Here is a 23430-nt window from a genome sequence, read left to right as displayed (position 1 = left end):
TCAGGGACATCGAATCGCGCCTGCGGGACGGGCATCTTTGAAAAGATTGTAATAATCGACTGCCCGATAAGCAACAAATGAGGGGCATATACGAGCGTTCATACACCGTTATCGGTGCAAAAACGGCTTTTCAGTGGTTGCATATAAGCTGTCAGCGCTACTCAATCGATTAGTCGCGGACAGTTTATTACCCAAAACTCATCGGTTTATTGACTCCTTATGTGCAGGTGCTATGTGTCCCGGTGCCTTCTGGAGCGTGATCCTAAAACGCATGAAACCGTTTTCGATACGGATCGTGCTCAGGCAAAAGGCATCGCCGCAACCCCGTTAACCCCTCCCAAGGAAAGACGGCTGAGACCATGACCAATTCCGACAAACAAAACCAGATGGCCAACGCAATCCGCTTCCTCTCCATGGACGCGGTCGAGAAAGCCAATTCGGGCCATCCCGGCCTGCCGATGGGCGCAGCCGATATAGCGACGACGCTTTACACCCGTTTCCTCTCGCACGACCCGCAGAACCCGCACTGGCCGGATCGCGACCGTTTCGTGCTTTCCGCAGGCCACGGCTCGATGCTGCTTTATTCGCTGCTCTATCTTTCGGGCTACGAAGACATCACCATCGACGAGATCAAGAATTTCCGCCAACTCGGCTCGCGCACCGCTGGCCATCCGGAATATGGTCACGCCGCCGGTATCGAAACGACGACCGGCCCGCTCGGCCAGGGCATCGCCAATGCCGTCGGCATGGCGCTTTCCGAACGCATCCTCAATGCGCAGTTCGGTGACAGCCTCGTCAACCATTACACCTATGTGATCGCCGGTGACGGCTGCCTCATGGAAGGCATCAGCCAGGAAGCAATCGCGCTTGCCGGTCATCTGAAGCTGAACAAGCTGATCGTGTTCTGGGACGACAACAACATTTCGATCGACGGCCCTGTCACGCTGTCCGACAATACCGACCAGCCTGCCCGTTTCGCCGCTTCCGGCTGGAACACCATGGCTGTCGACGGTCATGACCAGGACGCAATCGCCAAGGCCATCGAATTGGCCAAGGTTTCCGACAAGCCGACGCTCATCGCCTGCAAGACCACCATCGGCTTTGGCGCGCCGAACAAGGCCGGCACCAACAAGGTGCATGGCTCGCCGCTCGGTGCTGAAGAAATTGCCGCCACCCGCAAGGCGCTGGGCTGGAGTGCAGAACCTTTCGTCGTTCCTGCTGAAGTGCTGGACGCATGGCGTGTGGCTGGCCTCAATGCGGCCAAGAAGCGTCAGGAATGGGAAAAACGCCTTGCTGCGGCCGACGCTGAAACCCGCGCCGAATTCGAGCGCCGGATGCGTGGCGACCTGCCTGCAAACTTCGATGCGACCATCATCGAATACAAGAAGAAGCTTTCCGCCGACAAGCCGAAGGTCGCGACCCGCAAGTCTTCGGAAATGGCTCTTGAAGTCATCAATGGCGTTGTGCCGGAAACCGTGGGCGGCTCTGCCGACCTCACCGGTTCCAACAACACCAAGACGAGCCAGACCAAGGCTGTAACGCCGGAAGATTACGGCCAGCGTTATGTCCATTACGGCATCCGTGAACACGGCATGGCTGCCGCCATGAACGGCATGACGCTGCACGGTGGCCTCATCCCTTACGGCGGCACCTTCCTGACCTTCTCGGACTATTGCCGCCCAGCCATGCGTCTTTCCTCGCTGATGGGCATCCGCACCATCTATGTCATGACCCATGATTCCATCGGTCTTGGCGAAGATGGCCCGACCCACCAGCCGGTCGAGCATCTGGCTGCGCTGCGCGCCATTCCGAACCACAATGTGTTCCGTCCTGCCGATGCGGTGGAAACCGCCGAATGCTGGCAGATCGCCCTGCAATCGAAGAAGACCCCTTCGACGCTGGCGCTCACCCGCCAGAACCTGCCGACGGTCCGCACCGAGCATCGCGACGAGAACCTGTCGGCTTACGGCGCCTATGAGCTTGCTGCCGCAAGCAAGGACGCCAAGGTGACGATCTTCGCAACCGGCTCGGAAGTGGAAATCGCGCTCAAGGCCCGCGACCTTCTGGAAGGCAAGGGCATCGCGACCCGCGTCGTTTCGGTTCCCTGCTTTGAGCTTTTCGAACAGCAGAGCGACGCCTACAAGACGGCAACCATCGGCGATGCGCCGGTGAAGGTAGCCATTGAAGCGGCAATCTCGCTCGGTTGGGAACGCTTCATCGGCGAAAACGGCATCTTCATCGGCATGAAGGGCTTCGGCGCTTCGGGTGAGATCAACGATCTCTACAAGCATTTCGGCATTACGGCAGAACATGCCGCCGAAGCCGCGGAAAAGAAGCTCAACCCCGCATGATTTAAGGAAACGCCGGCGTCACACAAACGTCGGCGTTTCAATGTTTGAACCTACCAGTTCTAATGAGACGCATCGCAAGATGCAGAACCCAATCGGGAGAATAAGAGAAAATGGCAGTTCGCGTCGCAATCAATGGCTTTGGCCGCATCGGTCGTAACATCCTCCGCGCCATCGTCGAATCTGGCCGCACCGATATCCAGGTCGTCGCCATCAACGATCTCGGCCCGGTGGAAACCAACGCGCATCTTCTGCGTTATGACAGCGTTCATGGCCGTTTCCCCAAGGAAGTGAAGGTCGCCGGCGATACCATCGATGTCGGTTATGGCCCGATCAAGGTTCATGCCGTCCGCAACCCGGCTGAACTGCCGTGGAAGGAAGAAGGCGTCGATATCGCTCTGGAATGCACCGGCATCTTCACCTCGCGTGACAAGGCCGCCATGCATCTTGAAGCAGGCGCAAAGCGCGTCATCGTTTCGGCTCCTGCCGATGGCGCCGACCTGACCGTCGTCTATGGCGTCAACCACGACAAGCTGACCAAGGACCATCTGGTCATTTCCAACGCTTCGTGCACCACCAACTGCCTTGCGCCGGTGGCTCAGGTCCTCAACGATGCCATCGGCATCGAAAAGGGCTTCATGACCACGATCCATTCCTATACGGGCGACCAGCCGACGCTGGACACCATGCATAAGGATCTCTACCGCGCCCGCGCAGCCGCTCTTTCCATGATCCCGACCTCGACGGGCGCAGCCAAGGCTGTGGGACTCGTCCTGCCGGAACTGAAGGGCAAGCTCGATGGCGTCGCCATCCGCGTTCCGACCCCGAACGTCTCGGTCGTGGACCTCACCTTCATCGCCAAGCGCGAAACGACTGTCGACGAAGTCAACAATGCAATCCGTGCAGCCGCCAATGGCCGCCTGAAGGGTATCCTCGGCTACACCGACGAGCCGCTCGTCTCGCACGACTTCAACCATGACTCCCATTCTTCGGTCTTCCACACGGACCAGACCAAGGTCATGGAAGGCACCATGGTGCGTATCCTGTCGTGGTACGACAATGAGTGGGGCTTCTCCAGCCGCATGGGCGATACTGCTGTCGCCTTCGGCAAGCTGATCTAAGCGCCGATCATGTTTCGCGCCCTTCTCCCCACCGCTGCGCGCTGGCGTCCGCTGGAAGGAGAAGGGCTCGAACATCTCAATCTCGGCCCTAGCGGCCGCACGATCCGTGCCGAAAGCGTGGTGATTGGCGATCGCGGCGGCGTCCCCTACGGCGTGCGCTACAGCATAGACTGCAACAGCGCCTGGCATGTCCTTCATTTCCTGATCGAAACCACGTCCGGCCACCGGCTGGAGCTGGTTTCCGATGGCGCCGGTCACTGGAACACGATGGCTGGCGATGCACTGCCCGAATTTGACGGCTGCATCGATATCGATCTGGCGGGAACCCCCTTCACCAACACGCTGCCCATCCGCCGCCTTGGCCTGACGCCGGAAAGCGGCACCGTACCGCTTGACATGCTTTACGTGCCCTTCGACAGCTTCCGCCCGCTGCGCGACCAGCAGCGCTATACCTGTATCGAGGAAGGACGGCGCTATCGCTACGAGGCAGCCGACCGCACCTTCACCGCTGAATTGCCCGTCGACGAGGACGGGCTTGTCACCGACTATCCAACCCTTTTCCGGCGCCTGCCTGTTTGAGCACACTGCTCCGCCGGCACCCGAAAGACAGTTCTGGGAGAAAGATCATGAGTTTCCGCACTCTCGACGATGCCGACGTCAAGTCCAAGCGCGTACTGGTCCGCGTTGATCTCAACGTGCCAATGGCGAATGGCGAAGTCACCGACCTGACCCGTATCGAGCGCATCGTTCCGACCATTGCCGAACTTTCCAGGAAAGGCGCAAAGGTCATTCTGCTCGCCCATTTCGGTCGCCCCAAGGGCGTGGCTTCGGATGAAAACTCTTTGAAGCATGTCGTGAAACCTCTCGCCAAGGTGCTTGGACACGGGGTTCATTTTGCCGAAGACTGCATCGGCGACAAGGCAAAGGCGGCGGTCGATGCATTGAAGGACGGCGATGTCCTGCTTCTGGAAAACACCCGTTTCCACAAGGGCGAGGAAAAGAACGATCCGGAATTCGTCGCAGCTCTGGCAGCCAATGGCGATCTTTATGTGAATGACGCGTTTTCGGCTGCCCACCGCGCGCACGCCTCGACGGAAGGGCTTGCCCATGTCCTGCCCGCCTGTGCGGGCCGCGGCATGCAGGCCGAACTTGAAGCGCTGGAAAAGGGCCTTGGCAATCCGGCTCGCCCGGTTGTGGCCATCGTCGGCGGCGCAAAGGTCTCGACCAAGCTCGACCTCCTGTCCAACCTGATCGAGAAGGTCGATGCGCTCGTCATCGGTGGCGGCATGGCAAACACCTTCCTTGCCGCCAAGGGTTATGATGTCGGCAAGTCGCTCTGCGAGCACGAACTTGCTTCCACTGCCCGCGAAATCATGGCCAAGGCCGAAACCACAAAGTGCGCGATCATCCTGCCGGTCGATGCTGTCGTGGGCTGGCACTTTGCAGCCGACACGCCGAACCAGACCTATGGCGTTGATGCCGTGCCAAGCGATGGCATGATTCTCGATGCAGGCGCACTTTCGACCGATCTGATCGCCTCGGCTATCGATGACGCCGCCACGCTCGTCTGGAACGGCCCGCTTGGTGCCTTCGAGCTGCGCCCCTTCGACGCCGCCACGGTCAAGACTGCAAAGCATGTCGCAGCCCGCACCAAGGCAGGCAAGCTGGTTTCGGTCGGCGGCGGGGGCGATACGGTCGCTGCCCTCAATCATGCGGGCGTTGCCGACGACTTCACCTATATCTCGACCGCAGGCGGCGCCTTCCTTGAATGGATGGAAGGCAAGCCGCTCCCCGGCGTCGATGTCTTGAAGAAATAACGCCCAAAATCAGGTTTCAGTAAGCCCGGTTCCGCCGGGCTTATTTTTTTGGTGTCAGCTTCAGCAACCGGCCCGGATTGTCGTCTTCGATCAGCCAGATGGCGCCATCCGGCCCTACCGCCACATCGCGGATACGGTTTTCCATTTCAAAGCGCTCCGCTTCGTCCGCCTTGCCGTCCTTGTCGATCACGACACGCACCAGCGACATGACCGAAAGTCCGCCGATGAGCGCCGAACCGCGCCATTCGGGGAACATGTCCCCCTCGTAGAAGGCAAGCCCGGCCGGAGCGATAACCGGCGTCCAGTAAACCAATGGCGGCTCGAATTCCGGGCGTGTGCTATGGCGCGGGATCGGTCGGCCACTGTAATTGTCACCATTCGAGACAAGCGGCCAGCCGTAATTGAGACCGGGCTTGATGAGGTTGAATTCGTCGCCGCCGCGCGGCCCCATCTCGTGTTCCCAGAGCTTTCCATCGGGACCGAAGGCCAGCCCGTAAGGGTTACGATGGCCGGTAGACCAGGTCAGTGCCCGCACACCATCCGCATCGGCATGCGGATTATCCTTCGGAACGGACCCGTCGAGATTCATGCGGAGGATTTTTCCCATCGGCGCTGCATCGTCCTGCGCGGTTGCAGGCAACATGCGATCACCGACGGAGAAGAACAGATGCTTGCCGTCCGGCGCAAATGCGATAATGCCGCCCGGCTGTCCGCCACGCGCCGCCGCATCCTGCTTCCAGATGGCGGTCCTGTCCTTCAGCGCCGCCTTGCCGTCACCTTCATCCAGAACAGCGCGTGCCAGCACCACGCTGCTGCCGCTCTGCGCCGGTTCGTTATAGGAAAAATAGACCGCCTTGCTCTTCTCGAAGTCGGGTGCGGGCGCGATATCAAGCAGACCGTTCTGACCACCGAAAGCGACTTCCGGTACACCATCGACGGCAATTTTGTCACCCGTTTGCGTGACGATGAAAATCTTGCCGCCCTTCTCTGTCAGAAGCAGCCTGTCATCGGGCAGAAAGGCGATCGCCCATGGCGTATCGAATTCGGCCACCGGCGTTACCGCAAACGGAGCATTTGCTGCGGCCTGCCTGCCGCCGGCGTTGACACTCTCAGCCGAAGCGTTCACCACCGGCAGGGCGACCATCGATGCAGCCAGAACAAACGGCAGGCTAAAAAGGACGCGTCGCATATTTCCTCCTCAAATCTCATCGACGGAAACAGGCGGGGTTTCCTCAATGGTTTCTTACATGGGGTTCGCAACCCGGATATAAAACCAGTTTCGGCAAAAACATGCGATGCCCGTATGAAAGACCTAAACCGTTTGAAAAATATTTCAAACGTTTCAATGACTTGCGCTCGCCATAGTTTTAACCAACACTCCCTCATCGCCTTGATAGAAGGAGCGTTGCATATGACCGAACGTCTTGAAGATATTGCGATTGCACTGGTAGCGGCAGGAAAAGGCATTCTCGCCGCCGATGAAAGTTCAGGCACCATCAAGAAGCGTTTTGACGCGATCGATCTCGGATCCACCGAAGACACGCGCCGCGACTATCGCGAAATGCTCTTCCGCGCGGACGAAGCGATGAAGAACTATATTTCGGGTGTCATTCTGTATGATGAAACCATAAGGCAGAAGGCCAAGGACGGCACGCCGCTTGTCGAAATCATCCGCAGCGCTGGCGCGGTCCCGGGCATCAAGGTCGATGCGGGTGCAAAGCCCCTCGCGGGTTTTGAAGGCGAAACCATCACCGAGGGGCTGGATGGCCTGCGCGAGCGGCTCAATGAATATCATGCGCTTGGCGCACGTTTCGCCAAATGGCGCGCGGTGATCTCGATTTCCGACGGCCTTCCCTCATGGGGCGCTGTGAAGCAGAATGCGCAGGCTCTCGCCCGCTACGCCGCCCTCTGTCAGGAAGCAAACATCGTACCGATTGTCGAACCCGAAGTGCTGATGGACGGCAAGCCGGGCAATCACACCATCGACCGTTGTTATGACGTGACGGAATGGGTGCTCAAGACGGTGTTTACGGAACTTTACGATGCCCGCGTCCGGCTCGAAGGCATGATCCTGAAGCCGAACATGGTCATCGACGGCAAGAATGCCCGCAAGGCTTCCGTGGAAGAAGTGGCGGAGAAGACCGTCCGCTGTTTCCGCAACACCGTTCCGGCGGCAGTGCCTGGCATCGCCTTCCTTTCCGGAGGCCAGACGGGCGAAGAAGCGACAGCCCATCTGTCCGCCATGAATGCTGGCTTCGACATGCCATGGAAAATGACCTTTTCCTATGGCCGGGCGTTGCAGGCGGCGGCACTGGAAGCCTGGGGTGGCAGGGATGAGAATATCGCAGCCGGTCAGCGCGCTTTCGCGCATCGCGCAAAGATGAACGGCCTTGCTGCCACCGGCGGCTGGAAAAAGGAACTGGAAAAGGCGGCCTGAGCAGCCTTTCATCCCTCGTGCAGATGAAAGCCGACCGCCAGCGCCATCACCAGAATGGCGATGGCGGCGATTTTCCAGAAATCGCCGCGCCGCTTCAGGCCCGGCAAGCCGAGCGGTTTTATGATGTGCAGGCCCATCAGAAGAACGAGCAGCACGGGCAGGATTTTTGTCACAGATCACCTCTCTGCCTCCTTGTGACGCAGACAGGTGATCGCCGCAAGACGCGCACAGCAGACACAACCGTTTTACCGGCATGCTTCGCCTTCATCTTAAGTTTCATGGACGAATTACCGTTGGGCGGCATAAACTGTACGCGGAGGTGATGAAAGGCGCATGGAGGAGATGGGCCGCAGGGGGCCGATCTTGCGCTTTCGTCAGCAGACTAATCATGCGCCCGCCCGCTGGCGTTGCGCGTGCTTCTGGGAGGAAGAGCATGACTTCGAAATATGCCGAAACCTATGCCGCATGGCAGGCCGATCCTGAACGCTTCTGGGCTGAAGCGGCGCAGGCAATCGACTGGTTCAAGCCATGGGATCAGGTTTTTGCGGGCGACGAAGGTGTCTATGGCCGCTGGTTCAAGGGTGCTGAGTGCAATACCTGTTATAATGCGCTCGACCGCCATGTCGCCAACGGGCGCGGCGAGCAGGTCGCGCTGATCTATGAAAGCCCTGTCACCGGCAAGGTCCGGAAATTCACCTATCGCGAACTGCTGGAGGAAGTGGAGGCGCTTTCCGCCGTCATGCTCGACAATGGTGTGACGAAAGGCGACCGCGTTCTCATCTATATGCCGATGGTTCCCGAAGCAGCCGTCGCCATGCTGGCTGCGGCCCGCATCGGCGCCGTCCATTCCGTGGTTTTCGGCGGATTTGCCGCCAATGAGCTTGCAACCCGCATCGACGACGCCAAGCCGGTAATGATCATCGCCGGGTCCTGCGGCATCGAACCGACGCGCGTGGTGCCATATCAGGCCATGCTGGATAAAGCGATTTCACTCGCGCACCATAAAGTCGATCATTGCATCATCTTGCAGCGCGAACAGCACCGGCACGAGCCGGTGGCGGGCCGCGACATCGACTATCGCGAAGCCGTCGATGCCGCGCGTGGCCGCCATGTCCCCTGCGTGGCCGTCGAGGCAACCGATCCGCTTTATGTGCTCTACACCTCCGGTACGACCGGGGAGCCCAAAGGCGTCGTGCGCGACAATGGCGGGCATATGGTGGCGCTCGCCTGGTCCATGAAGCATGTTTTTGGCGTGGAGCCCGGTCAGGTATGGTGGGCGGCATCCGATGTGGGCTGGGTCGTCGGCCATTCCTATATCGTCTATGGGCCGCTGATCCATGGCGCGACCAGCATCCTGTTCGAGGGCAAGCCGATCGGCACACCGGATGCGGGCACCTATTGGCGCATCATCGCGGAGCATGGCGTCGAGGTGATGTTCACCGCACCGACGGCGCTGCGCGCCATCAAGAAGGATGACGCGGACGGCAATTTCGTGCGCCGCTACGACCTTTCGAAGTTCCGCGCCCTTTATCTTGCTGGTGAACGCGCCGATCCGGACACGATTCACTGGGCCGAAAACCTGCTGGGCTGTCCGGTGATCGATCACTGGTGGCAGACGGAAAGCGGCTGGCCCATGGTCGCCAATCCGCTTGGCCTCGGGCTTCTGGAAACGAGATATGGTTCACCGGCCGTCTGCCTGCCGGGATATGATATCCGCGTGCTGGACGATGAAGGCCATGAACTCGAACGCGGCCAGCTTGGCAATATCCTCATCAAGCTGCCGCTGCCGCCGGGCTGCCTGCCGACGCTCTGGAATGCGGATGAGCGCTTCCGCAAGGCCTATCTGAACGAATTTCCGGGCTACTATAAAACCGCCGATGCGGGTTACATGGACGAGGACGGCTATCTCTACATCATGAGCCGCACCGACGACATCATCAATGTCGCCGGCCACCGCCTGTCGACGGGCGCGATGGAAGAGGTGCTTTCAAGCCATCCCGACGTTGCCGAATGCGCGGTGCTCGGCATTTCCGATCCCCTCAAGGGGCAGGTTCCCTGCGGTTTCCTGGTGTTGAAATCCAACATCGAACGCGATCCCCAGGAGGTCGAAAAGGAGTGCGTCAGCATGGTGCGGGACATCATCGGCCCTGTTGCCGCCTTCCGGCTGGCGCTGACCGTCAAACGCCTGCCGAAGACGCGCTCCGGCAAGATTTTGCGTTCCACGATCCAGAAGATCGCTGACGGCGAAGAATGGAAGATGCCAGCCACAATTGACGACCCGGCTATTCTGGACGAAATCAGCACTGTTCTGCGCGAGCGTCACACTGGCCTCGCCTTCGCCTGATCCATTCCCGAACTATTGACCGGCGGTTTCCGCCGGTCCAATCTCCACGCAAACTGGAGATCGACCATGCAATTAGAAGGCAAGGTGGCCATCGTCACCGGCGCTGCCCGCGGTATTGGCTATGCCATAGCAAAACGCTTCCTGCTGGACGGTGCAAGCGTTGTCCTGTCCGACATCGACAATGCCGCAGCCATGCGCGCAGCCAGGGATCTGGAGCAGTTCGGCCCGGTGCATCCCATGGCTGCCGACGTGGGCGACAAGCTCGACATTCACAATCTCCTGACCTTCACCATAACCAACCTCGGCGAGATCGATATTCTCGTCAATAATGCCGGTATCGTGCATCAGGCGGATTTCCTTGATCTCAAGGAAGAAGATTTCGACCGCGTGATGCGGGTCAATCTCAAGGGTGCGTTTCTGTGCGGACAGGCCGTGGCCAAACGCATGGTGGAGCGCGTCGAATCGGGCGGCGATCCGGGCACAATCATCAACATGTCGTCGATCAACGCCATCTTCGGCCTGCCCGAGCAACTCGCCTATTCCGTTTCCAAGGGCGGATTGAACCAACTGACACGCTCCATGGCAGTAGCGCTCGCTCGCTGGGGGATTCGCGTCAATGCGATCGGCCCGGGTTCCATAGAGACCGACATGCTTTCCGCCGTGAACACGGACGCCGATGCCCGCAACGCGATCCTGTCGCGAACGCCGCTTGGTCGTATCGGCCAAGCATCTGAAATTGCTTCGATAGCATCATTTCTGGCATCGCGGGAGGCGAGCTATGTGACAGGCCAGACCATCTATGCTGATGGCGGACGCCTCCCTCTCAGCTATACGGCAGCACCGCGCTACAAGGCGTGACGTTGCGATCCCGTTCCATTGGGACGATAATAAAGGACGGATTTGCTCCTGACAGATAGCTGTCAGAAGGGGTGTGCGATACTGCGTATCCAAGGATGAGGGAGTTTTCACCATGGCACTCGCAATCGCACCATTGATCGCAGTCTTGAAGGAATACAAGCGCAGGCAGGACGAACGCCGCCGGTTTATCCGCACACAGCGCGTCATCGACGGTCTGCCAAAAGACCTGCGCAAGGATCTGGGCTGGCCGGATCGTTATCTGGAACAGCGCAAAACCAGATATTGCAACGGAGAATAAAACGGAATGCGCCGTGCAGACCGCCTTTTCCAGATTGTTCAGCACCTGCGCGGTGGCAGGCTTGTCACCGCGCGCCAGCTGGCCGAACGGCTGGAAGTCTCCGAACGCACCATCTACCGCGACATCTCCGACCTGCAATCGACCGGCGTGCCCATCGATGGCGAAGCAGGCGTCGGCTACATTCTGCGGCAGGGTTTCGAGCTGCCGCCGCTGATGTTCACGCGCGACGAAATCGTGGCGCTTGTCGCGGGCGCGCGCCTCATCCGCGCCTGGGGCGGTGTTTCCATGGCGCGGGGCGCGGAAGAGGCTCTCGTCAAGATCGAAGCCGTGCTGCCCAAGGAAGAGCGCGCCCGCATCACCAGCACGCAGATTCACGCGCCAACGGCGCGCATCAGCATGGACGAGCGCCGCATCATCGACGCGGTGGAACGCGCCGTCGATCAGGGCAATGTCCTCAACATCCGCTATCGCGATCTGGAATCGCGCGAAAGCGAGCGTGATATTCGTCCGCTCGGCCTCTGGTTCTGGGGCAAGGTCTGGACGGTTATCGGCTGGTGCGAATTGCGCAATGCTTTCCGCACATTCCGCACCGACCGCATCGTGGAAGCGAGCGACGCAGGCCGCCTCTTCCGAGCCGAACGCGGCAAGACGCTGGCAGATTTCTACCGCCTCATGGAATTGAGCGAGTATAACGCCTTCAAGGACTGAACACTTCGGCCACTCCCAAGCAACCGTCGCTTGAACCGGTTCGGCGGTCTGTTCACAACAGACCTGTCGAGCCGATTCTCTTTTCCATCATGATCCTGACCAATTGCTCGATCACATATTGTACCCCGCGATCTTCCTGACGGCGCTTGTGCCAGGCGATATGCAACGGAAAACCTGCAACGGGAATCGGCGGCGGAAAAGCCGCGAGGGAAGACGTGTCCTCGGGCATACAACGCGATGGCAGCATGGCGATCATATCGGTGTTGGCCAGCAATTCCGGCACCATGCCGAAATTCGGTACAACCACGCCCACCCGGCGGCTCAATCCCCGCTCCGCGAGCGTGCGGTCGACCGGACTGCTGTCGTCTCCGCGCCCGGAGACGAGGATATGCGGATATGCAAGCCAGCTCTCCAGCGAGAATGCGTTTGCTGCCGCATGATCCCGGCGCATTGCAATAATGTAGTTCTCCTCCAGCAGCAGGCGGCGCTGAAGCTCCTTATCAGCATCAGGAAAGACGGAGAGGGCAAGATCGCTTTCTCCTGTCACGAGCGCCACCCGCGCCGCCTCGGCACCATGCCACGGTTGGACAATGATATTGATCCCCGGCGCAGTGTGCGCAAGCGCCTTCAATAGAGGCCCTATGACGAAGATGGCAGGATAATCCGCCATGCAGACGCGTATCGTCTGCTGCAGCGACACAAGCGGCACTTCGGGCGGATCAACCAGATCGACCACCCCTGCCAGCAAAGTTTTCAGGGGAGCACGCAATGTTTCCGCTTTCGGAGTGCGCCGCATCGTGCCGCGCGTCCGTTCCAAGAGCTGGTCGTTGAACAAGGCGCGGCAGCGCTGCAAAGCATTCGATACAGCAGGCTGCGTCAGGTTAAGCCGGTCGGCAGCCCGGCTCACATGCGCTTCATCGAGAAGGGCATCCAGTATGACGAGAAGATTGAGATCGAGCGAACGCAAATTCATGAGATCAATAATAGTATATATCTATTATAAATTGGAGCAATTTAATTACTAGTGGCATCGTCTCCGTCAGCCCGAAGGAGGCACCATGTCCAAGACACTGATCTTACTTTTTCATCCCGATCTGACACGATCCCGCGCCAACGCAACGCTTGCCGCCGCAGCTGCAAAATTACCCGGCGTGGAGATCGTCGACATGCAGGCCGCTTATCCGCAGGGGATCGATTTCTTGAAGGATAGCGAGCGTGAAGCATCGCGACTTCTGTCGGCTGATCGCATTGTCCTGCAATTTCCGGTCCAATGGTATTCCACACCGCCCCTTCTCAAGGCGTGGCAAGATGCCGTCCTGACCCGCATGTTCTACGTTGCCTATGAGCGGGAGGGCCGCAAGCTCGAAGGGACGCCGCTCCTGATCGCCGCGACGGCAGGAAATGTCCCCGAAGCCTATCGCGAAGGCGGGCGCAACATGTTCCCGATGATCGAGCTTTTCGCCCCATTGCGGGCAACAGCGAACCGTTGCGGGCTCGGCTGGGCAGCGCCGTTTGTGCTGTATGCCGCCGACAAGATATCAACCGAAGCGCTGGAGGATGCGGCCAACCGCTATGTGAACGCCCTCAAAGTCTGGATCGCCGCGACGTCCACTCCCGACAGCGAGGCGGCAGCTTGACCCAACAAAAAAGCCCGGCGAAACCGGGCTTCTTGCATTTCGGCAAGCAATGTCGCTTCCCGACTATTCTTCCTCGTCTTCGTCGTCTGTATTCGCGCCCTTGAGCGAAGAGAGCTTAGCGAAAACCTTGTCGGCATCGAGCTCGTCTTCCGCAGGCTGCTCGTCACGATAGTCGAAATTCTCGGTCGCAGAAGCTGGCAGCAGGGTGCTGTCCGCTTCGGGCGCGGCCGGACGATTGCGCGACGCACGTTCGACTTCGATGTCGAGATCGATCTGCGAGCAGAGGCCGAGGGTAACCGGGTCCATCGCCGTCAGATTTGCCGAGTTCCAGTGCGTGCGGTTGCGAATCTGCTCGATGGTCGACTTGGTCGTGCCGATCAGGCGGGAAATCTGTGCATCCTTCAGTTCAGGATGATTGCGTACCAGCCAGAGAATCGCATTCGGGCGATCCTGACGCTTGGAAAGCGGCGTATAACGCGGGCCCTTGCGCTTGGCTTCGGGAACACGAACCTTCGGTTCGGCAAGCTTCAGGCGATAATAAGGGTCCTTTTCGCCCTTCGCGATTTCTTCACGCGAAATCTGGCCGGTAATGACCGGGTCGAGACCCTTGATACCCTGCGAAGCTTCACCGTCGGCAATAGCCTTCACTTCCAGCGGGTGCAGCTTGCAGAAAGCGGCAATCTGGTCAAACGACAGGGCCGTATTATCGACAAGCCAAACGGCCGTTGCCTTCGGCATAAGAAGCTGGGTGGCCATTAGATATAATCCTTCTGTTCGTCCGCTCCGGTGGCGCGGGACGTGGGCAAAACCACAATTTCCGGGAAATCACGGCCTATATATCGTTTTTTTGTCGCCAGAGCAAGAATGGCTCTCAAGCTAAAGAGCCTGAACCACAAAGCTCCATTTGCCGCCACACAGGACGGCTTTGGAACGGCTCTAGGCAATATCGAGTACGATCTTGCCGATATGCCTCCCCTCCTCCATCCGTTCATGCGCGCGCCAGGTATCTTTCAGCGAAAAGATCATATCCATAACCGGTGCGACGCGGCGCTGCGCCAGAAGCGGCCAGATCTTTGCCTCCAGTTCACGCGCAATGCCAGCCTTGAACTCGACCGGCCGCGGACGAAGCGTGGAGCCCGTATGGGTCAGGCGCTTGGTCATCAACAGCGCGAAATTGGCCGTGGCTTTCGCCCCATTGAGAAAGGCGATCTGCACGATGCGGCCATCTTCGGCCGCAGCCTTGTAATTGCGATCGACGTAGTCACCGCCGACCATATCGAGAATCACATCGGCACCTCTACCTTTGGTCACGTCCTTGACGACCTCGACAAAATCCTCGTCCCTATAATTGACGGCGCGATCAGCCCCTAGCTTCAGACAGGCGTCGCACTTCTCCTTGGAGCCGGCAGTCGCAATGACGGTCGCGCCGAATGCCTTGGCTAGCTGGATAGCCGTCGTGCCGATCCCCGACGAGCCGCCATGAACAAGAAACGTCTCGCCTTTCTTCAGCCCTCCACGCTCGAAAACATTGTGCCAGACGGTGAAGAAAGTCTCCGGGATCGCAGCCGCTTCGATGTAGCCATAGCCGGAAGGCAGGGGCAGAGCATTGGTTTCATGCACGACGGCATACTCGGCATAGCCACCGCCAGCCAGTAATGCGACGACCTGATCGCCGAGCTTGAAACGCTTGACACCGCTGCCGACGGCTACAATGTCACCGGCAATTTCCAGACCCGGAATATCGGACGCGCCGGGCGGCGGCGCATATTGTCCCAGCCGCTGCAAGACATCCGGGCGGTTGACCCCCGCGGCACGCACCCGCACCAGAATTTCACTTTCCTTGGGTTCCGGCACCGAGCGCTGAACAGGGCGAAGCATATGGGGTCTGCCCGGTTCGGAAATTTCGATAGCGGTCATCTGGGAAGGAAGGTCGGTCATCATGCTCAAGACTCCATTCAGATTTCGTACCCTACGCCGTGGTCAGGTGCTTCATCGGCACCGTCGCACAAATGCCGCATGACGGATGCAAGACACCGCGTTAGGGAAATCGTCATCGATTTTCCCAAATATATATGCGACGATTCAAGGTGTTAAATCTTTTCTGAGCCATCATTGACCACGGAGGACGGCTATGAGCGGTTTCGATGAGGATGTGGCGAAGCCCCGCAGCAGCGTGGCGCTGAGCGAGGAGGAACTGTCGCTGCTTTCGGTCACCGAGATCGACCAGCGCATTGCCCTGTTGCAATCCGAAATAGAGCGATTGAAGGCAGAACGCCTCAAGAAGGGCGACAGCCGCGCGGCGGCGGAAGCATTGTTTCGATAGGGGAAACTCGTCAGCGGAAATGGATGCCGGAGCAAAATCGCCGGAACCATTTCCGGACGAAATGTTTAGGAACAATAGTCACTGATCGCATTGGCCGCTTGACATCGACGGCCCAGCTTCAAGTTGCGGGAATAGAATTTTGCGCATTTACATTCAGGTTCTGGCCCTCCTTTGCGGCACAGCCTTTCTCCTCATCGCCTCCGGACTTCATGGTCTCCTGCTGCCCCTGCGTGGTGGCGCGGAAGGATTTTCGGTCACATCGCTGGGCATGCTCGGCACCACCTGGGCTGGCGGTTTCGTTGCGGGTTGCCTGTTCGCGCCGCGCCTGGTGCGCCGCGTCGGCCATGTACGGGCATTCGGATGTTTTGCAGCATCGGCTGCGATCATCGCCCTGCTTTCCGGCGTCTTCGTGGATGCAACCATCTGGGTCATCCTGCGCGCTTTCACCGGCTTTTCCATGGCCGGTGCCTTCATGGTCATCGAAAGCTGGCTGAATGAGCGAGCAACCAACGAATCGCGCGGCAAGATTTTCGGGATGTACATGATGGTCAACTATGGGGCCACCATGTCCGGGCAGATGCTGGTGGCCGCGGGCGATGTGCGCTCCGATCATCTGTTCATGATAAGCGGCGTCTTCTTCTGCCTGGCACTTATCCCGACCGCGATTTCCACGGCTGTCAGCCCCAAGCCACTGACGGAAGTGCAGCTCGATCTGAAGGCGCTCTATAACAATTCCCCCGCAGCCTTTGTCGGCTGCATCCTGATCGGCATCGCCAATGGCGCCTGGGGTACGCTTGGAGCGGTATTTGGCGCGAAATCGGGGATCTCGACCACCGAGATCGCCTTGATGGTCAGCGTCACCATCGCAGCCGGTGCCCTGATGCAGATTCCGATCGGTCGCATTTCCGATCTGGTGGACCGGCGTTTCGTACTGGCCAGCGTTGCGGCTCTGGCGGCACTGGTTGGCCTGATAGCCTTTCTCGTCGCGCCTACCAGCGGCTCCGTCATTATCGCGATGACCGGCTGCTACGGCGCGCTCGCCTATGCGCTCTATCCCGTTGCGGTCGCCCACGCGAACGACCATGCAACATCGGAAAGCTTCGTGAAAGTGTCGAGCGGACTTCTGCTGCTTTACGGGTTCGGCACGATGCTCGGACCGCTTCTGGCGGCTGCGGCGATGGATATTTTCTGGCCCTCAGGCCTCTTTGCCATCACCATGCTCGCGCATATTTCCATCACCAGTTATGCGCTGTTCCGCTCCCGCAGGCGCGCTTCGGTTCCCAAAGAGAACAAGGACCAGTTCATGAGCATGCCGTCGGAACGCGGTGCTACGCCGGAAGCGCTGAACCTTGACCCGAGAGCGGAGACGGAAGGTTGACGGCGTTAAAACAAACAGAACCAATCAAATAATTGAATCACTATGTTCGGCGGCTGTGGCACAGCCGCCAATGCAGCAATCCAGCGTCATGACCATGACACGGAAAAGCGCACTGCCCGTGCAACATTCCATGTCCGCGACAAGGCAATTCAGGCTCGCGAGAGCCTTTCAACAGCCGAAGTCTTTGGTTTGATACGCCCTATCCAACCGCGATCAAAACGCGGCTTCCCTGTCAGTGACGCGTTACCTGGGATCTCAGTTTTTCGATCTGGTCCTTGAGCATAAGCTTCTTGCGCTTGAGAGATGCAACGTGCAGGTCATCCATTGCCGGTGACGCCAGGGCTTCGGAAATTTCCTGCTCCAGAGCGCCGTGCTTCTTTTCGAGCGTGGCAAGATGGGACTCGATAGCCATCATCAGATCTCCTTTGGTTGATTTCCCTGATTTACGGAACGGCGTGGACCTTGTTTGCCCGCCATCCCGCCATTCAACCTGCATGAGCGCCCGGCACATCTCCTGTATTTCCGGGCCAAACACGCAGTCCCGGCTGCCAAGGATGCGGTGGTGTTTGTCGCCTTCGACAGCCGCGTTCATGACAGAACCATGACAGTTTGGCATGAGTTTGATGCAAAGTCGATTTTGTCGTGGTAGCATTTTCCTGACGCGAAAAATGTGATAAGGGCTTCGCCGGAAACGGGCTGACGCCGCACCTTTTCATGGGTTGGCGCAGCCCGTAAAACTATTTAACAGAACGGGGCACCGCATGTCCGATCAGGAACAGGCCGAAATCAGATTGGCCGTCGCACGTCTGAAACAGGAACACGCGGACTTCGATGCTGCCATAAACGCCATGATAGCGGTTGGCTGCGACCAATTGCGCGTCCAGCGCATGAAAAAGAAAAAGCTCGCAATCAAGGACAAGCTGCAGGAAATGGAAGATCGGGTGATCCCCGACATCATCGCCTGAATGTCCATGACCATCCATAATTAGAGCCGGGGTTCGCCCGGCTTTATCTTTTCAGCATCATTCCACCAACTACATGAAAGAAGCGGAGCAGGAAGATCAATGAGCGTTACTGCCGATGTCGCCATCATCATGGGAAGCCAGTCCGACTGGGAAACCATGCGCCATGCAGCGGACACACTCGAAGCACTCGGCATTTCCTTCGATGCCCGGATCGTTTCCGCGCATCGCACCCCTGATCGTCTCGTTGCCTTTGCCAAAGGCGCCAAGGCAGAAGGTTTCAAGGTCGTCATCGCGGGCGCAGGGGGCGCAGCCCATCTGCCAGGCATGGCGGCAGCCATGACGCCGCTTCCCGTCTTCGGCGTTCCAGTCCAGTCCAAGGCGCTTTCAGGCCAGGACTCGCTTCTTTCCATCGTCCAGATGCCGGCCGGCATCCCTGTCGGTACGCTGGCGATCGGCCGCGCCGGTGCGGTCAATGCCGCACTGCTCGCAGCAGCCGTCCTGGCGCTTTACGACGAGGCGCTTGCAGCCCGCCTTGACGAATGGCGCACGGCACAGACGCAAAGCGTGGCTGAACGCCCTTCAAACGAGGCCTGATATGAACAAGTCTGTACTGAAGCCCGGTGCAACCATCGGCATTATCGGCGGCGGGCAGCTCGGCAGGATGCTTGCCATGGCCGCAGCGCGGCTCGGCTTTCAAACCGTGATTCTGGAGCCGCAGGCCGATTGCCCGGCAGCACAGGTCGCCAATCGCCAGATCGTCGCGGCCTATGACGATCCGAAGGCGCTTGCGGAGCTTGCCGCAGCTTCCGATGTCATTACCTACGAATTCGAGAACGTGCCGGTGAGCGCCGCCGACCGGCTGGCAGAAACCGCTCTGGTCCTGCCGCCGCCCGCAGCGCTTGAAGTCTCGCAGGATCGTTTTGCCGAAAAGCAGTTCCTCAATCAAAGCGATATCGAGACGGCTCCTTGGCGCCTCGTGGACGATGAAGAATCCCTGATCGCGGCCCTGGGAGCGCTTGGCGAGCGCGGCATCCTCAAGACGCGACGTCTGGGCTATGACGGCAAGGGACAGGTCCGCCTGACCTCGCTCGACGAGAGCGAAGCCCACAAGGCGATTCTTGCCATCAATCGCGCCCCGGCGATCCTCGAAGGCTTCGTCGATTTCGAACGCGAAGTCTCGGTGATTGCAGCGCGCGACCGGTCTGGAAACGTCGCAATCTTCGATATTGCCGAAAACGTGCACAAGGACGGCATCCTTGCCACCTCGACCGTTCCGGCTGCGATTTCCGAGAACACAGCGGAAGCTGCCCGCAAAGCCGCTACAAAGCTTTTGAATGCGCTTGATTATGTCGGCGTGCTGGGGCTCGAATTCTTCGTCCTGAAGGACGGAACGCTGCTGGCAAACGAGTTTGCCCCGCGTGTCCATAATTCCGGCCACTGGACAGAAGCAGCCTGCGCCATTTCGCAGTTCGAACAGCATATCCGCGCCGTTGCCGGATTGCCTCTCGGCAGCACCGAACGCCATTCCGATTGCGTAATGGAAAACCTGATCAGCGACGACGTCGACAAGGTTCCAGCGATTCTCTCCGAAAACAATGCCGTGCTGCACCTTTACGGTAAAAAAGAAGCACGTCCGGGCCGCAAAATGGGCCATGTGACGCGCATCCAGCCTCGCAGGAAATGATGTTCATCGGGAATCCCGTCGATTCCCGATGAATCTTTTGCCGCCTGCCAAGAATTTCAGCTCCAGCACCCTGAATCTGCGGCTCAGGAGTTGACATTTGCCTGAAACCTTGTGTATTTCGGCCAACCCTTCGGGCATCTAACAGTGCCTGTAACCAATTGGCGCCTCGGGCGCCTGTTTTTATGAAGCCCCGCGGCATCTGCACGTCAACGGGCCAACAAGACCGGTGATTGACATGAAGATCAAGAACTCGCTTAAAGCGCTTAAGGCCCGTCATCGCGACTGCCAGCTGGTCCGCCGCAAGGGCCGCGTATACATCATCAATAAGACCGCCCCGCGCTACAAGGCTCGCCAGGGCTAATCTTATTTCTGATTTAGCATTTGACGTTTCGCTGCGCATGATAAAATCTATGCGCATGCGGAACGTTTTTGCATGTCTGATTTCTTTTTCTGTGGTCGCATCGCTGGGTGCAACGGTGCTGTCGGCTTATGCCGAAGTCGCGCCCGGCAAGGTGCCGCTTACCGCACCGCTGACGCCCGTTCAGACCGGCCCCGACAGCGAACAGAAACCGACCCCGGAAAAACCTGCGCCTAATGCAGCCCAAACGCCTGAAGAGCGCCTCGACAAGCTCTTTGCGGATCTTCGCCGTACAACGGATGAAACCAAGGCGCGGCGCATTGCTTCGCAGATCAATACGCTGTGGTCGCAATCCGGCAGCGCAACAGTCGATCTCCTCATGCAATGGGCGAACGCGGCGATGCTGGAGCAGCGCTATCCTTCGGCCATCGACTTCCTGAACGAAGCGATCGCGCTTGACCCAGAATATGCGGAAGCATGGAATCGCCGCGCCACGGTCTATTTCCTTAAAAAAGATTATGCCCATGCCATGTACGACATCAATCGTACGCTGGAACTGGAACCGCGCCATTATGGCGCCCTGACCGGCATGGCGGCCATATTGCGCCTGCGCGGCCTCAAAGAACAGGCGCTAAAAGCCTATGAACAGGCCCTGATCGTTTATCCGATGATGCGCGACGCACAGAAGAACTTCAATGATCTGGCTGACGAACTGTCCGACACTCGGACTTAGAGCGTCCCTGCCTCCTCCAATTCATCTCTGCTCAAAGAAAAACGCGCCCTGAAAGAGCGCGTTTTTTTGGATGCCGTCTGCCGTGACTGGATGAGATGCGGCTGTGGCGAGTCGAAAATGGTGGAGTTTGAGAACCGGAGCGGAATGTACTTCAACGCATAGTCCCGAAAAGTTGCAGGCTTTTCGGATTAGACTTTGCGTTGAAGAATGCACATGAGCACCGGAAGCGCAAAACGACGCCATTTGCAGGCCGTCACGGCCGGAATATCGCCATTCTAGATGCCCGATTTTCCATCTGGCCCTATATAGGCGATGCGCAGCATGTTGGTCGCGCCCGGGGTTCCGAACGGGACACCGGCGGTGATGATGACGCGGTCGCCTGCCTTGCCGAACTCTTCGTGGAAGACGATTTCACAGGCATGGTTGACCATGTCTTCAAGGTCGTGCGCATCATCGGTAACAACGCAATGCAGGCCCCAGACGAGCGACAGCTTGCGGGCGGTATCGACAACCGGCGACAGGGCGATAATCGGCGTGCGCGGCCGCTCGCGGGCAGCGCGCAGGCCGGTCGTGCCGGACGCGGTATAGGTGACGATGGCCGAAAGCTTCAGCGTTTCCGCGATCTGGCGTGCAGCGAGCGAGATTGCGTCGGCACCAGTCGGCTCCGGCGCTGCCCGCTGCGCATCGATGATGGTCGAATAGGTCGGTTCCTTTTCCACCTGCTCCGCGATGCGGTTCATGGTGGCGACCGCTTCGACCGGATACTGGCCGGAGGCGGATTCAGCCGAAAGCATGATCGCATCCGCACCTTCAAACACCGCGGTCGCAACGTCGGAAACTTCGGCGCGGGTCGGAACCGGAGCAGTGATCATCGATTCCAGCATCTGCGTGGCCACCACGACCGGCTTGCCGGCGCGGCGTGCCTTGCGGGTGATCTGCTTCTGGATGCCGGGAACGCTTTCAAGCGGCATTTCAACGCCGAGATCGCCGCGTGCAACCATCAATGCGTCAGAAAGCTCGATGATTTCATCAAGACGCGTCACGGCCTGCGGCTTCTCGATCTTCGACATCAGGCCGACCTTGCCGCGCGAAACCTTGCGCACCTCGGCCAGGTCTTCCGGACGCTGGATGAAGGAAAGCGCAACCCAGTCGATTTCTTCCTTCAGAACGGCATCGAGGTCCTTGCGGTCCTTTTCCGTCAGCGCGCCGACGCCCAGCGTCGTATCCGGGAGGCTGACGCCCTTGCGATCCGAAATGCGCGTTCCGGAGATCACCTTGCAGCGGATCGACTTGCCGTCGCTTGCCTCGGCTACGAGGTGCAGCTTGCCATCGTCGATCAGCAGGCGATGACCCGGCTCGACAGCTTCAAGAATTTCCGGGTGCGGAAGATAGACGCGGGTTTCATCGCCGGGCGCTTCGTTATTGTCGAGAGTGAAGGTCTGGCCGGGAACGAGATCGACCTTACCGTCCTTGAACTTGCCGACGCGCAGCTTCGGACCCTGAAGATCGGCCAGAATGCCGATCGGACGGCCCAGTTCCTTTTCCACATTGCGAATGCGCTTGACGAGGGTGCGCATCAGATCATGGTCGGCGTGACTCATGTTGATGCGGAACACATCCGCGCCTGCCTCAAACAGCTTGCGGATGACGGCTTCCTCGCCTGACGCCGGACCTAGCGTGGCGAGAATCTTGACCTTGCGGTTGCGCTTCATTGACTATTCGTTCCTGTAACAGTGGGGTTTTCTGTCGGCGTTTCATCGGTGAGCTGAACCATCCAGCTCGATTGTTCCCCGGTGTCGTATTCCTGGAAGCCGTTGCGCTGGAAACCGCGCGCGAAGCAATCCTGGACGCCAGTAATACGGAATTCTTTTTCGGCCACGCACATGTTGACCTTGCCCTCCCAGCGCCCGCCGCCCTGGGCGTCTTCGGCGTAGAGGTAGTAGTAGCGGGATGAAAGCGGGCCTTCGAGCAGCGTCTTGCAGGCAGCGCCTTCAATATGCCACCAGCCTTCGGTCACCCAGCCGGTCTTGGCGCGGTAGCCGATGGCAACGCCGACCAGGTTCTGGGTTGCGTTACATACGCGGAAATCCGCCCTGGCCTCTATGGATGTCATGCCCAGCGCAGTCATCAGCACACCGGCAAACAAAACTAGAGATCGTGGAAGTCGCATACGCAGAACCCCTTCAGCCCGCTATCGGTTTTATCGAACAATTTATATTGCACAAGGAAATCCATCTCGGGGACATCCCGTTTCGGGTCGCTCTCTTTTCGGCAGTTTCGCCTTTGATGTCAACGCAATCCCATTGATTACAGGTACTCTCAATCGAAGAATGATCGTTGCAATCCCGGCTTTCTCATGACAGACCTGAAACAGCTTCCCGCACAACACAGAAATAATCTCAAAGTTCAGCCTCGGATTCC

Annotated in this window: 25 protein-coding genes; 17 read left to right on the top strand and 8 right to left on the bottom strand. The window is 58.8% G+C overall.

Annotation, left to right across the window (positions count from 1 at the left end; translation table 11 throughout):
* The first annotated feature begins 359 nt into the window (after positions 1-359).
* The 4 genes from tkt to ABWW28_RS17925 all read left to right on the top strand — a co-directional run bounded on the left by tkt (position 360) and on the right by ABWW28_RS17925 (position 5286).
* Positions 360-2351 (top strand): transketolase, encoded by a 1992-nt coding sequence (gene tkt / locus ABWW28_RS17940; protein WP_176588509.1) that lies wholly within the window; start codon positions 360-362, stop codon positions 2349-2351.
* Between the two features lie 110 nt (positions 2352-2461).
* Positions 2462-3469 (top strand): type I glyceraldehyde-3-phosphate dehydrogenase, encoded by a 1008-nt coding sequence (gap, locus tag ABWW28_RS17935; RefSeq protein ID WP_021588015.1) that lies wholly within the window; start codon positions 2462-2464, stop codon positions 3467-3469.
* A gap of 9 nt (positions 3470-3478) precedes the next feature.
* Positions 3479-4048: a putative glycolipid-binding domain-containing protein gene (locus tag ABWW28_RS17930; protein WP_112669450.1), complete on the top strand. Its 570-nt coding sequence runs from the start codon at positions 3479-3481 to the stop codon at positions 4046-4048.
* Between the two features lie 47 nt (positions 4049-4095).
* Positions 4096-5286: a phosphoglycerate kinase gene (locus tag ABWW28_RS17925; protein ID WP_112669448.1), complete on the top strand. Its 1191-nt coding sequence runs from the start codon at positions 4096-4098 to the stop codon at positions 5284-5286.
* Positions 5287-5326: 40 nt separating this feature from the next.
* Here the strand turns inward: ABWW28_RS17925 and ABWW28_RS17920 are convergent, their stop codons facing one another.
* Positions 5327-6475, bottom strand: a complete 1149-nt coding sequence (locus ABWW28_RS17920; RefSeq protein WP_112669446.1) for a PQQ-dependent sugar dehydrogenase — start codon at positions 6473-6475, stop codon at positions 5327-5329.
* Positions 6476-6697: 222 nt separating this feature from the next.
* On the opposite strand from ABWW28_RS17920, the gene ABWW28_RS17915 reads away from it, so the two are divergent.
* Positions 6698-7723 carry a class I fructose-bisphosphate aldolase gene (locus tag ABWW28_RS17915; RefSeq protein ID WP_112669444.1) on the top strand — a complete coding sequence of 342 codons (1026 nt, stop codon included), beginning with the start codon at positions 6698-6700 and terminating at the stop codon, positions 7721-7723.
* Positions 7724-7731: 8 nt separating this feature from the next.
* Here ABWW28_RS17915 and ABWW28_RS17910 read toward each other — a convergent pair whose 3' ends face one another.
* On the bottom strand, positions 7732-7896 hold the full coding sequence (locus ABWW28_RS17910) for a hypothetical protein (RefSeq protein ID WP_021588020.1): 165 nt from the start codon (positions 7894-7896) through the stop codon (positions 7732-7734).
* A 260-nt stretch (positions 7897-8156) separates the two neighbouring features.
* Between ABWW28_RS17910 and ABWW28_RS17905 the strand changes: the two genes are divergently transcribed.
* From ABWW28_RS17905 to ABWW28_RS17890, 4 genes are all read left to right on the top strand, one after another.
* Positions 8157-10067 (top strand): propionyl-CoA synthetase, encoded by a 1911-nt coding sequence (locus ABWW28_RS17905; protein WP_021588021.1) that lies wholly within the window; start codon positions 8157-8159, stop codon positions 10065-10067.
* A 66-nt stretch (positions 10068-10133) separates the two neighbouring features.
* Entirely contained in the window at positions 10134-10925 is a 792-nt protein-coding gene (locus tag ABWW28_RS17900; RefSeq protein WP_021588022.1) for an SDR family NAD(P)-dependent oxidoreductase, read from the top strand.
* A 112-nt stretch (positions 10926-11037) separates the two neighbouring features.
* A complete protein-coding gene (locus ABWW28_RS17895) occupies positions 11038-11223 on the top strand; it encodes a hypothetical protein (protein WP_021588023.1) in 186 nt (61 codons plus the stop codon).
* A gap of 6 nt (positions 11224-11229) precedes the next feature.
* Positions 11230-11931, top strand: a complete 702-nt coding sequence (locus ABWW28_RS17890) for a helix-turn-helix transcriptional regulator (protein ID WP_006467756.1) — start codon at positions 11230-11232, stop codon at positions 11929-11931.
* 52 nt (positions 11932-11983) lie between these two features.
* Here the strand turns inward: ABWW28_RS17890 and ABWW28_RS17885 are convergent, their stop codons facing one another.
* Positions 11984-12904 (bottom strand): LysR family transcriptional regulator, encoded by a 921-nt coding sequence (locus ABWW28_RS17885; protein ID WP_021588024.1) that lies wholly within the window; start codon positions 12902-12904, stop codon positions 11984-11986.
* Between the two features lie 85 nt (positions 12905-12989).
* Here ABWW28_RS17885 and ABWW28_RS17880 point away from each other — a divergent pair, with 85 nt between their 5' ends.
* Positions 12990-13568 carry an NAD(P)H-dependent oxidoreductase gene (locus tag ABWW28_RS17880; RefSeq protein WP_021588025.1) on the top strand — a complete coding sequence of 193 codons (579 nt, stop codon included), beginning with the start codon at positions 12990-12992 and terminating at the stop codon, positions 13566-13568.
* A gap of 63 nt (positions 13569-13631) precedes the next feature.
* Here ABWW28_RS17880 and ABWW28_RS17875 read toward each other — a convergent pair whose 3' ends face one another.
* Together ABWW28_RS17875 and ABWW28_RS17870 are read right to left on the bottom strand one after the other, a co-directional pair.
* Positions 13632-14324, bottom strand: a complete 693-nt coding sequence (locus tag ABWW28_RS17875; protein ID WP_006467758.1) for a DUF1013 domain-containing protein — start codon at positions 14322-14324, stop codon at positions 13632-13634.
* A gap of 180 nt (positions 14325-14504) precedes the next feature.
* Complete coding sequence (locus tag ABWW28_RS17870) at positions 14505-15509, bottom strand: NAD(P)H-quinone oxidoreductase (RefSeq protein WP_021588027.1); 1005 nt, start codon at positions 15507-15509, stop codon at positions 14505-14507.
* 190 nt (positions 15510-15699) lie between these two features.
* Here ABWW28_RS17870 and ABWW28_RS17865 point away from each other — a divergent pair, with 190 nt between their 5' ends.
* Together ABWW28_RS17865 and ABWW28_RS17860 are read left to right on the top strand one after the other, a co-directional pair.
* Positions 15700-15891, top strand: coding sequence for a DUF1192 family protein (locus tag ABWW28_RS17865; protein WP_006467760.1), 192 nt, complete (start codon positions 15700-15702; stop codon positions 15889-15891).
* 139 nt (positions 15892-16030) lie between these two features.
* Positions 16031-17269: an MFS transporter gene (locus ABWW28_RS17860; RefSeq protein WP_021588028.1), complete on the top strand. Its 1239-nt coding sequence runs from the start codon at positions 16031-16033 to the stop codon at positions 17267-17269.
* Between the two features lie 232 nt (positions 17270-17501).
* Here ABWW28_RS17860 and ABWW28_RS17855 read toward each other — a convergent pair whose 3' ends face one another.
* On the bottom strand, positions 17502-17684 hold the full coding sequence (locus tag ABWW28_RS17855) for a YdcH family protein (protein ID WP_021588029.1): 183 nt from the start codon (positions 17682-17684) through the stop codon (positions 17502-17504).
* A 346-nt stretch (positions 17685-18030) separates the two neighbouring features.
* On the opposite strand from ABWW28_RS17855, the gene ABWW28_RS17850 reads away from it, so the two are divergent.
* From ABWW28_RS17850 to ABWW28_RS17830, 5 genes are all read left to right on the top strand, one after another.
* Entirely contained in the window at positions 18031-18234 is a 204-nt protein-coding gene (locus ABWW28_RS17850; RefSeq protein WP_006471281.1) for a YdcH family protein, read from the top strand.
* Positions 18235-18333: 99 nt separating this feature from the next.
* The gene (purE, locus tag ABWW28_RS17845; RefSeq protein ID WP_021588031.1) at positions 18334-18828 is read left to right on the top strand and encodes a 5-(carboxyamino)imidazole ribonucleotide mutase; all 495 of its coding nucleotides are present in this window, start codon (positions 18334-18336) and stop codon (positions 18826-18828) included.
* Between the two features lies 1 nt (position 18829).
* Positions 18830-19918 (top strand): 5-(carboxyamino)imidazole ribonucleotide synthase, encoded by a 1089-nt coding sequence (locus ABWW28_RS17840; RefSeq protein ID WP_021588032.1) that lies wholly within the window; start codon positions 18830-18832, stop codon positions 19916-19918.
* Positions 19919-20153: 235 nt separating this feature from the next.
* Entirely contained in the window at positions 20154-20279 is a 126-nt protein-coding gene (gene ykgO / locus ABWW28_RS17835) for a type B 50S ribosomal protein L36 (protein WP_006467766.1), read from the top strand.
* 37 nt (positions 20280-20316) lie between these two features.
* Positions 20317-21009, top strand: a complete 693-nt coding sequence (locus ABWW28_RS17830) for a tetratricopeptide repeat protein (protein ID WP_031347279.1) — start codon at positions 20317-20319, stop codon at positions 21007-21009.
* Positions 21010-21284: 275 nt separating this feature from the next.
* Here ABWW28_RS17830 and pyk read toward each other — a convergent pair whose 3' ends face one another.
* Both pyk and ABWW28_RS17820 read right to left on the bottom strand, forming a co-directional pair.
* Positions 21285-22721: a pyruvate kinase gene (gene pyk / locus ABWW28_RS17825; protein WP_006467768.1), complete on the bottom strand. Its 1437-nt coding sequence runs from the start codon at positions 22719-22721 to the stop codon at positions 21285-21287.
* On the bottom strand, positions 22718-23179 hold the full coding sequence (locus tag ABWW28_RS17820; protein WP_025090863.1) for a DUF1036 domain-containing protein: 462 nt from the start codon (positions 23177-23179) through the stop codon (positions 22718-22720). Before ABWW28_RS17820 ends, pyk begins: the two co-directional genes overlap by 4 nt.
* Between the last annotated feature and the right edge of the window lie 251 nt (positions 23180-23430).

It is taken from the genome of Brucella sp. NBRC 14130, from assembly GCF_040371715.1.
In the GTDB taxonomy this organism is placed as follows: Bacteria; Pseudomonadota; Alphaproteobacteria; order Rhizobiales; family Rhizobiaceae; genus Brucella; species Brucella intermedia.
This window is presented reverse-complemented; position numbering and strand designations above follow the sequence as displayed.

Bases quoted from the DNA above. Each gene is read 5' to 3' on its own strand.
- ABWW28_RS17895 (WP_021588023.1), top strand. From the start codon at position 11,038: ATGGCACTCGCAATCGCACCATTGATCGCAGTCTTGAAGGAATACAAG.
- ABWW28_RS17905 (WP_021588021.1), top strand. From the start codon at position 8,157: ATGACTTCGAAATATGCCGAAACCTATGCCGCATGGCAGGCCGATCCT.
- ABWW28_RS17875 (WP_006467758.1), bottom strand. From the start codon at position 14,324: ATGGCCACCCAGCTTCTTATGCCGAAGGCAACGGCCGTTTGGCTTGTC.
- ABWW28_RS17920 (WP_112669446.1), bottom strand. From the start codon at position 6,475: ATGCGACGCGTCCTTTTTAGCCTGCCGTTTGTTCTGGCTGCATCGATG.
- ABWW28_RS17850 (WP_006471281.1), top strand. From the start codon at position 18,031: ATGTCCGATCAGGAACAGGCCGAAATCAGATTGGCCGTCGCACGTCTG.
- ABWW28_RS17840 (WP_021588032.1), top strand. From the start codon at position 18,830: ATGAACAAGTCTGTACTGAAGCCCGGTGCAACCATCGGCATTATCGGC.
- ABWW28_RS17870 (WP_021588027.1), bottom strand. From the start codon at position 15,509: ATGATGACCGACCTTCCTTCCCAGATGACCGCTATCGAAATTTCCGAA.
- ykgO (WP_006467766.1), top strand. From the start codon at position 20,154: ATGAAGATCAAGAACTCGCTTAAAGCGCTTAAGGCCCGTCATCGCGAC.
- pyk (WP_006467768.1), bottom strand. From the start codon at position 22,721: ATGAAGCGCAACCGCAAGGTCAAGATTCTCGCCACGCTAGGTCCGGCG.
- ABWW28_RS17855 (WP_021588029.1), bottom strand. From the start codon at position 17,684: ATGATGGCTATCGAGTCCCATCTTGCCACGCTCGAAAAGAAGCACGGC.
- ABWW28_RS17885 (WP_021588024.1), bottom strand. From the start codon at position 12,904: ATGAATTTGCGTTCGCTCGATCTCAATCTTCTCGTCATACTGGATGCC.
- ABWW28_RS17820 (WP_025090863.1), bottom strand. From the start codon at position 23,179: ATGCGACTTCCACGATCTCTAGTTTTGTTTGCCGGTGTGCTGATGACT.
- ABWW28_RS17930 (WP_112669450.1), top strand. From the start codon at position 3,479: ATGTTTCGCGCCCTTCTCCCCACCGCTGCGCGCTGGCGTCCGCTGGAA.
- ABWW28_RS17890 (WP_006467756.1), top strand. From the start codon at position 11,230: ATGCGCCGTGCAGACCGCCTTTTCCAGATTGTTCAGCACCTGCGCGGT.
- tkt (WP_176588509.1), top strand. From the start codon at position 360: ATGACCAATTCCGACAAACAAAACCAGATGGCCAACGCAATCCGCTTC.
- ABWW28_RS17830 (WP_031347279.1), top strand. From the start codon at position 20,317: ATGATAAAATCTATGCGCATGCGGAACGTTTTTGCATGTCTGATTTCT.
- ABWW28_RS17925 (WP_112669448.1), top strand. From the start codon at position 4,096: ATGAGTTTCCGCACTCTCGACGATGCCGACGTCAAGTCCAAGCGCGTA.
- ABWW28_RS17915 (WP_112669444.1), top strand. From the start codon at position 6,698: ATGACCGAACGTCTTGAAGATATTGCGATTGCACTGGTAGCGGCAGGA.
- ABWW28_RS17865 (WP_006467760.1), top strand. From the start codon at position 15,700: ATGAGCGGTTTCGATGAGGATGTGGCGAAGCCCCGCAGCAGCGTGGCG.
- purE (WP_021588031.1), top strand. From the start codon at position 18,334: ATGAGCGTTACTGCCGATGTCGCCATCATCATGGGAAGCCAGTCCGAC.
- gap (WP_021588015.1), top strand. From the start codon at position 2,462: ATGGCAGTTCGCGTCGCAATCAATGGCTTTGGCCGCATCGGTCGTAAC.
- ABWW28_RS17900 (WP_021588022.1), top strand. From the start codon at position 10,134: ATGCAATTAGAAGGCAAGGTGGCCATCGTCACCGGCGCTGCCCGCGGT.
- ABWW28_RS17880 (WP_021588025.1), top strand. From the start codon at position 12,990: ATGTCCAAGACACTGATCTTACTTTTTCATCCCGATCTGACACGATCC.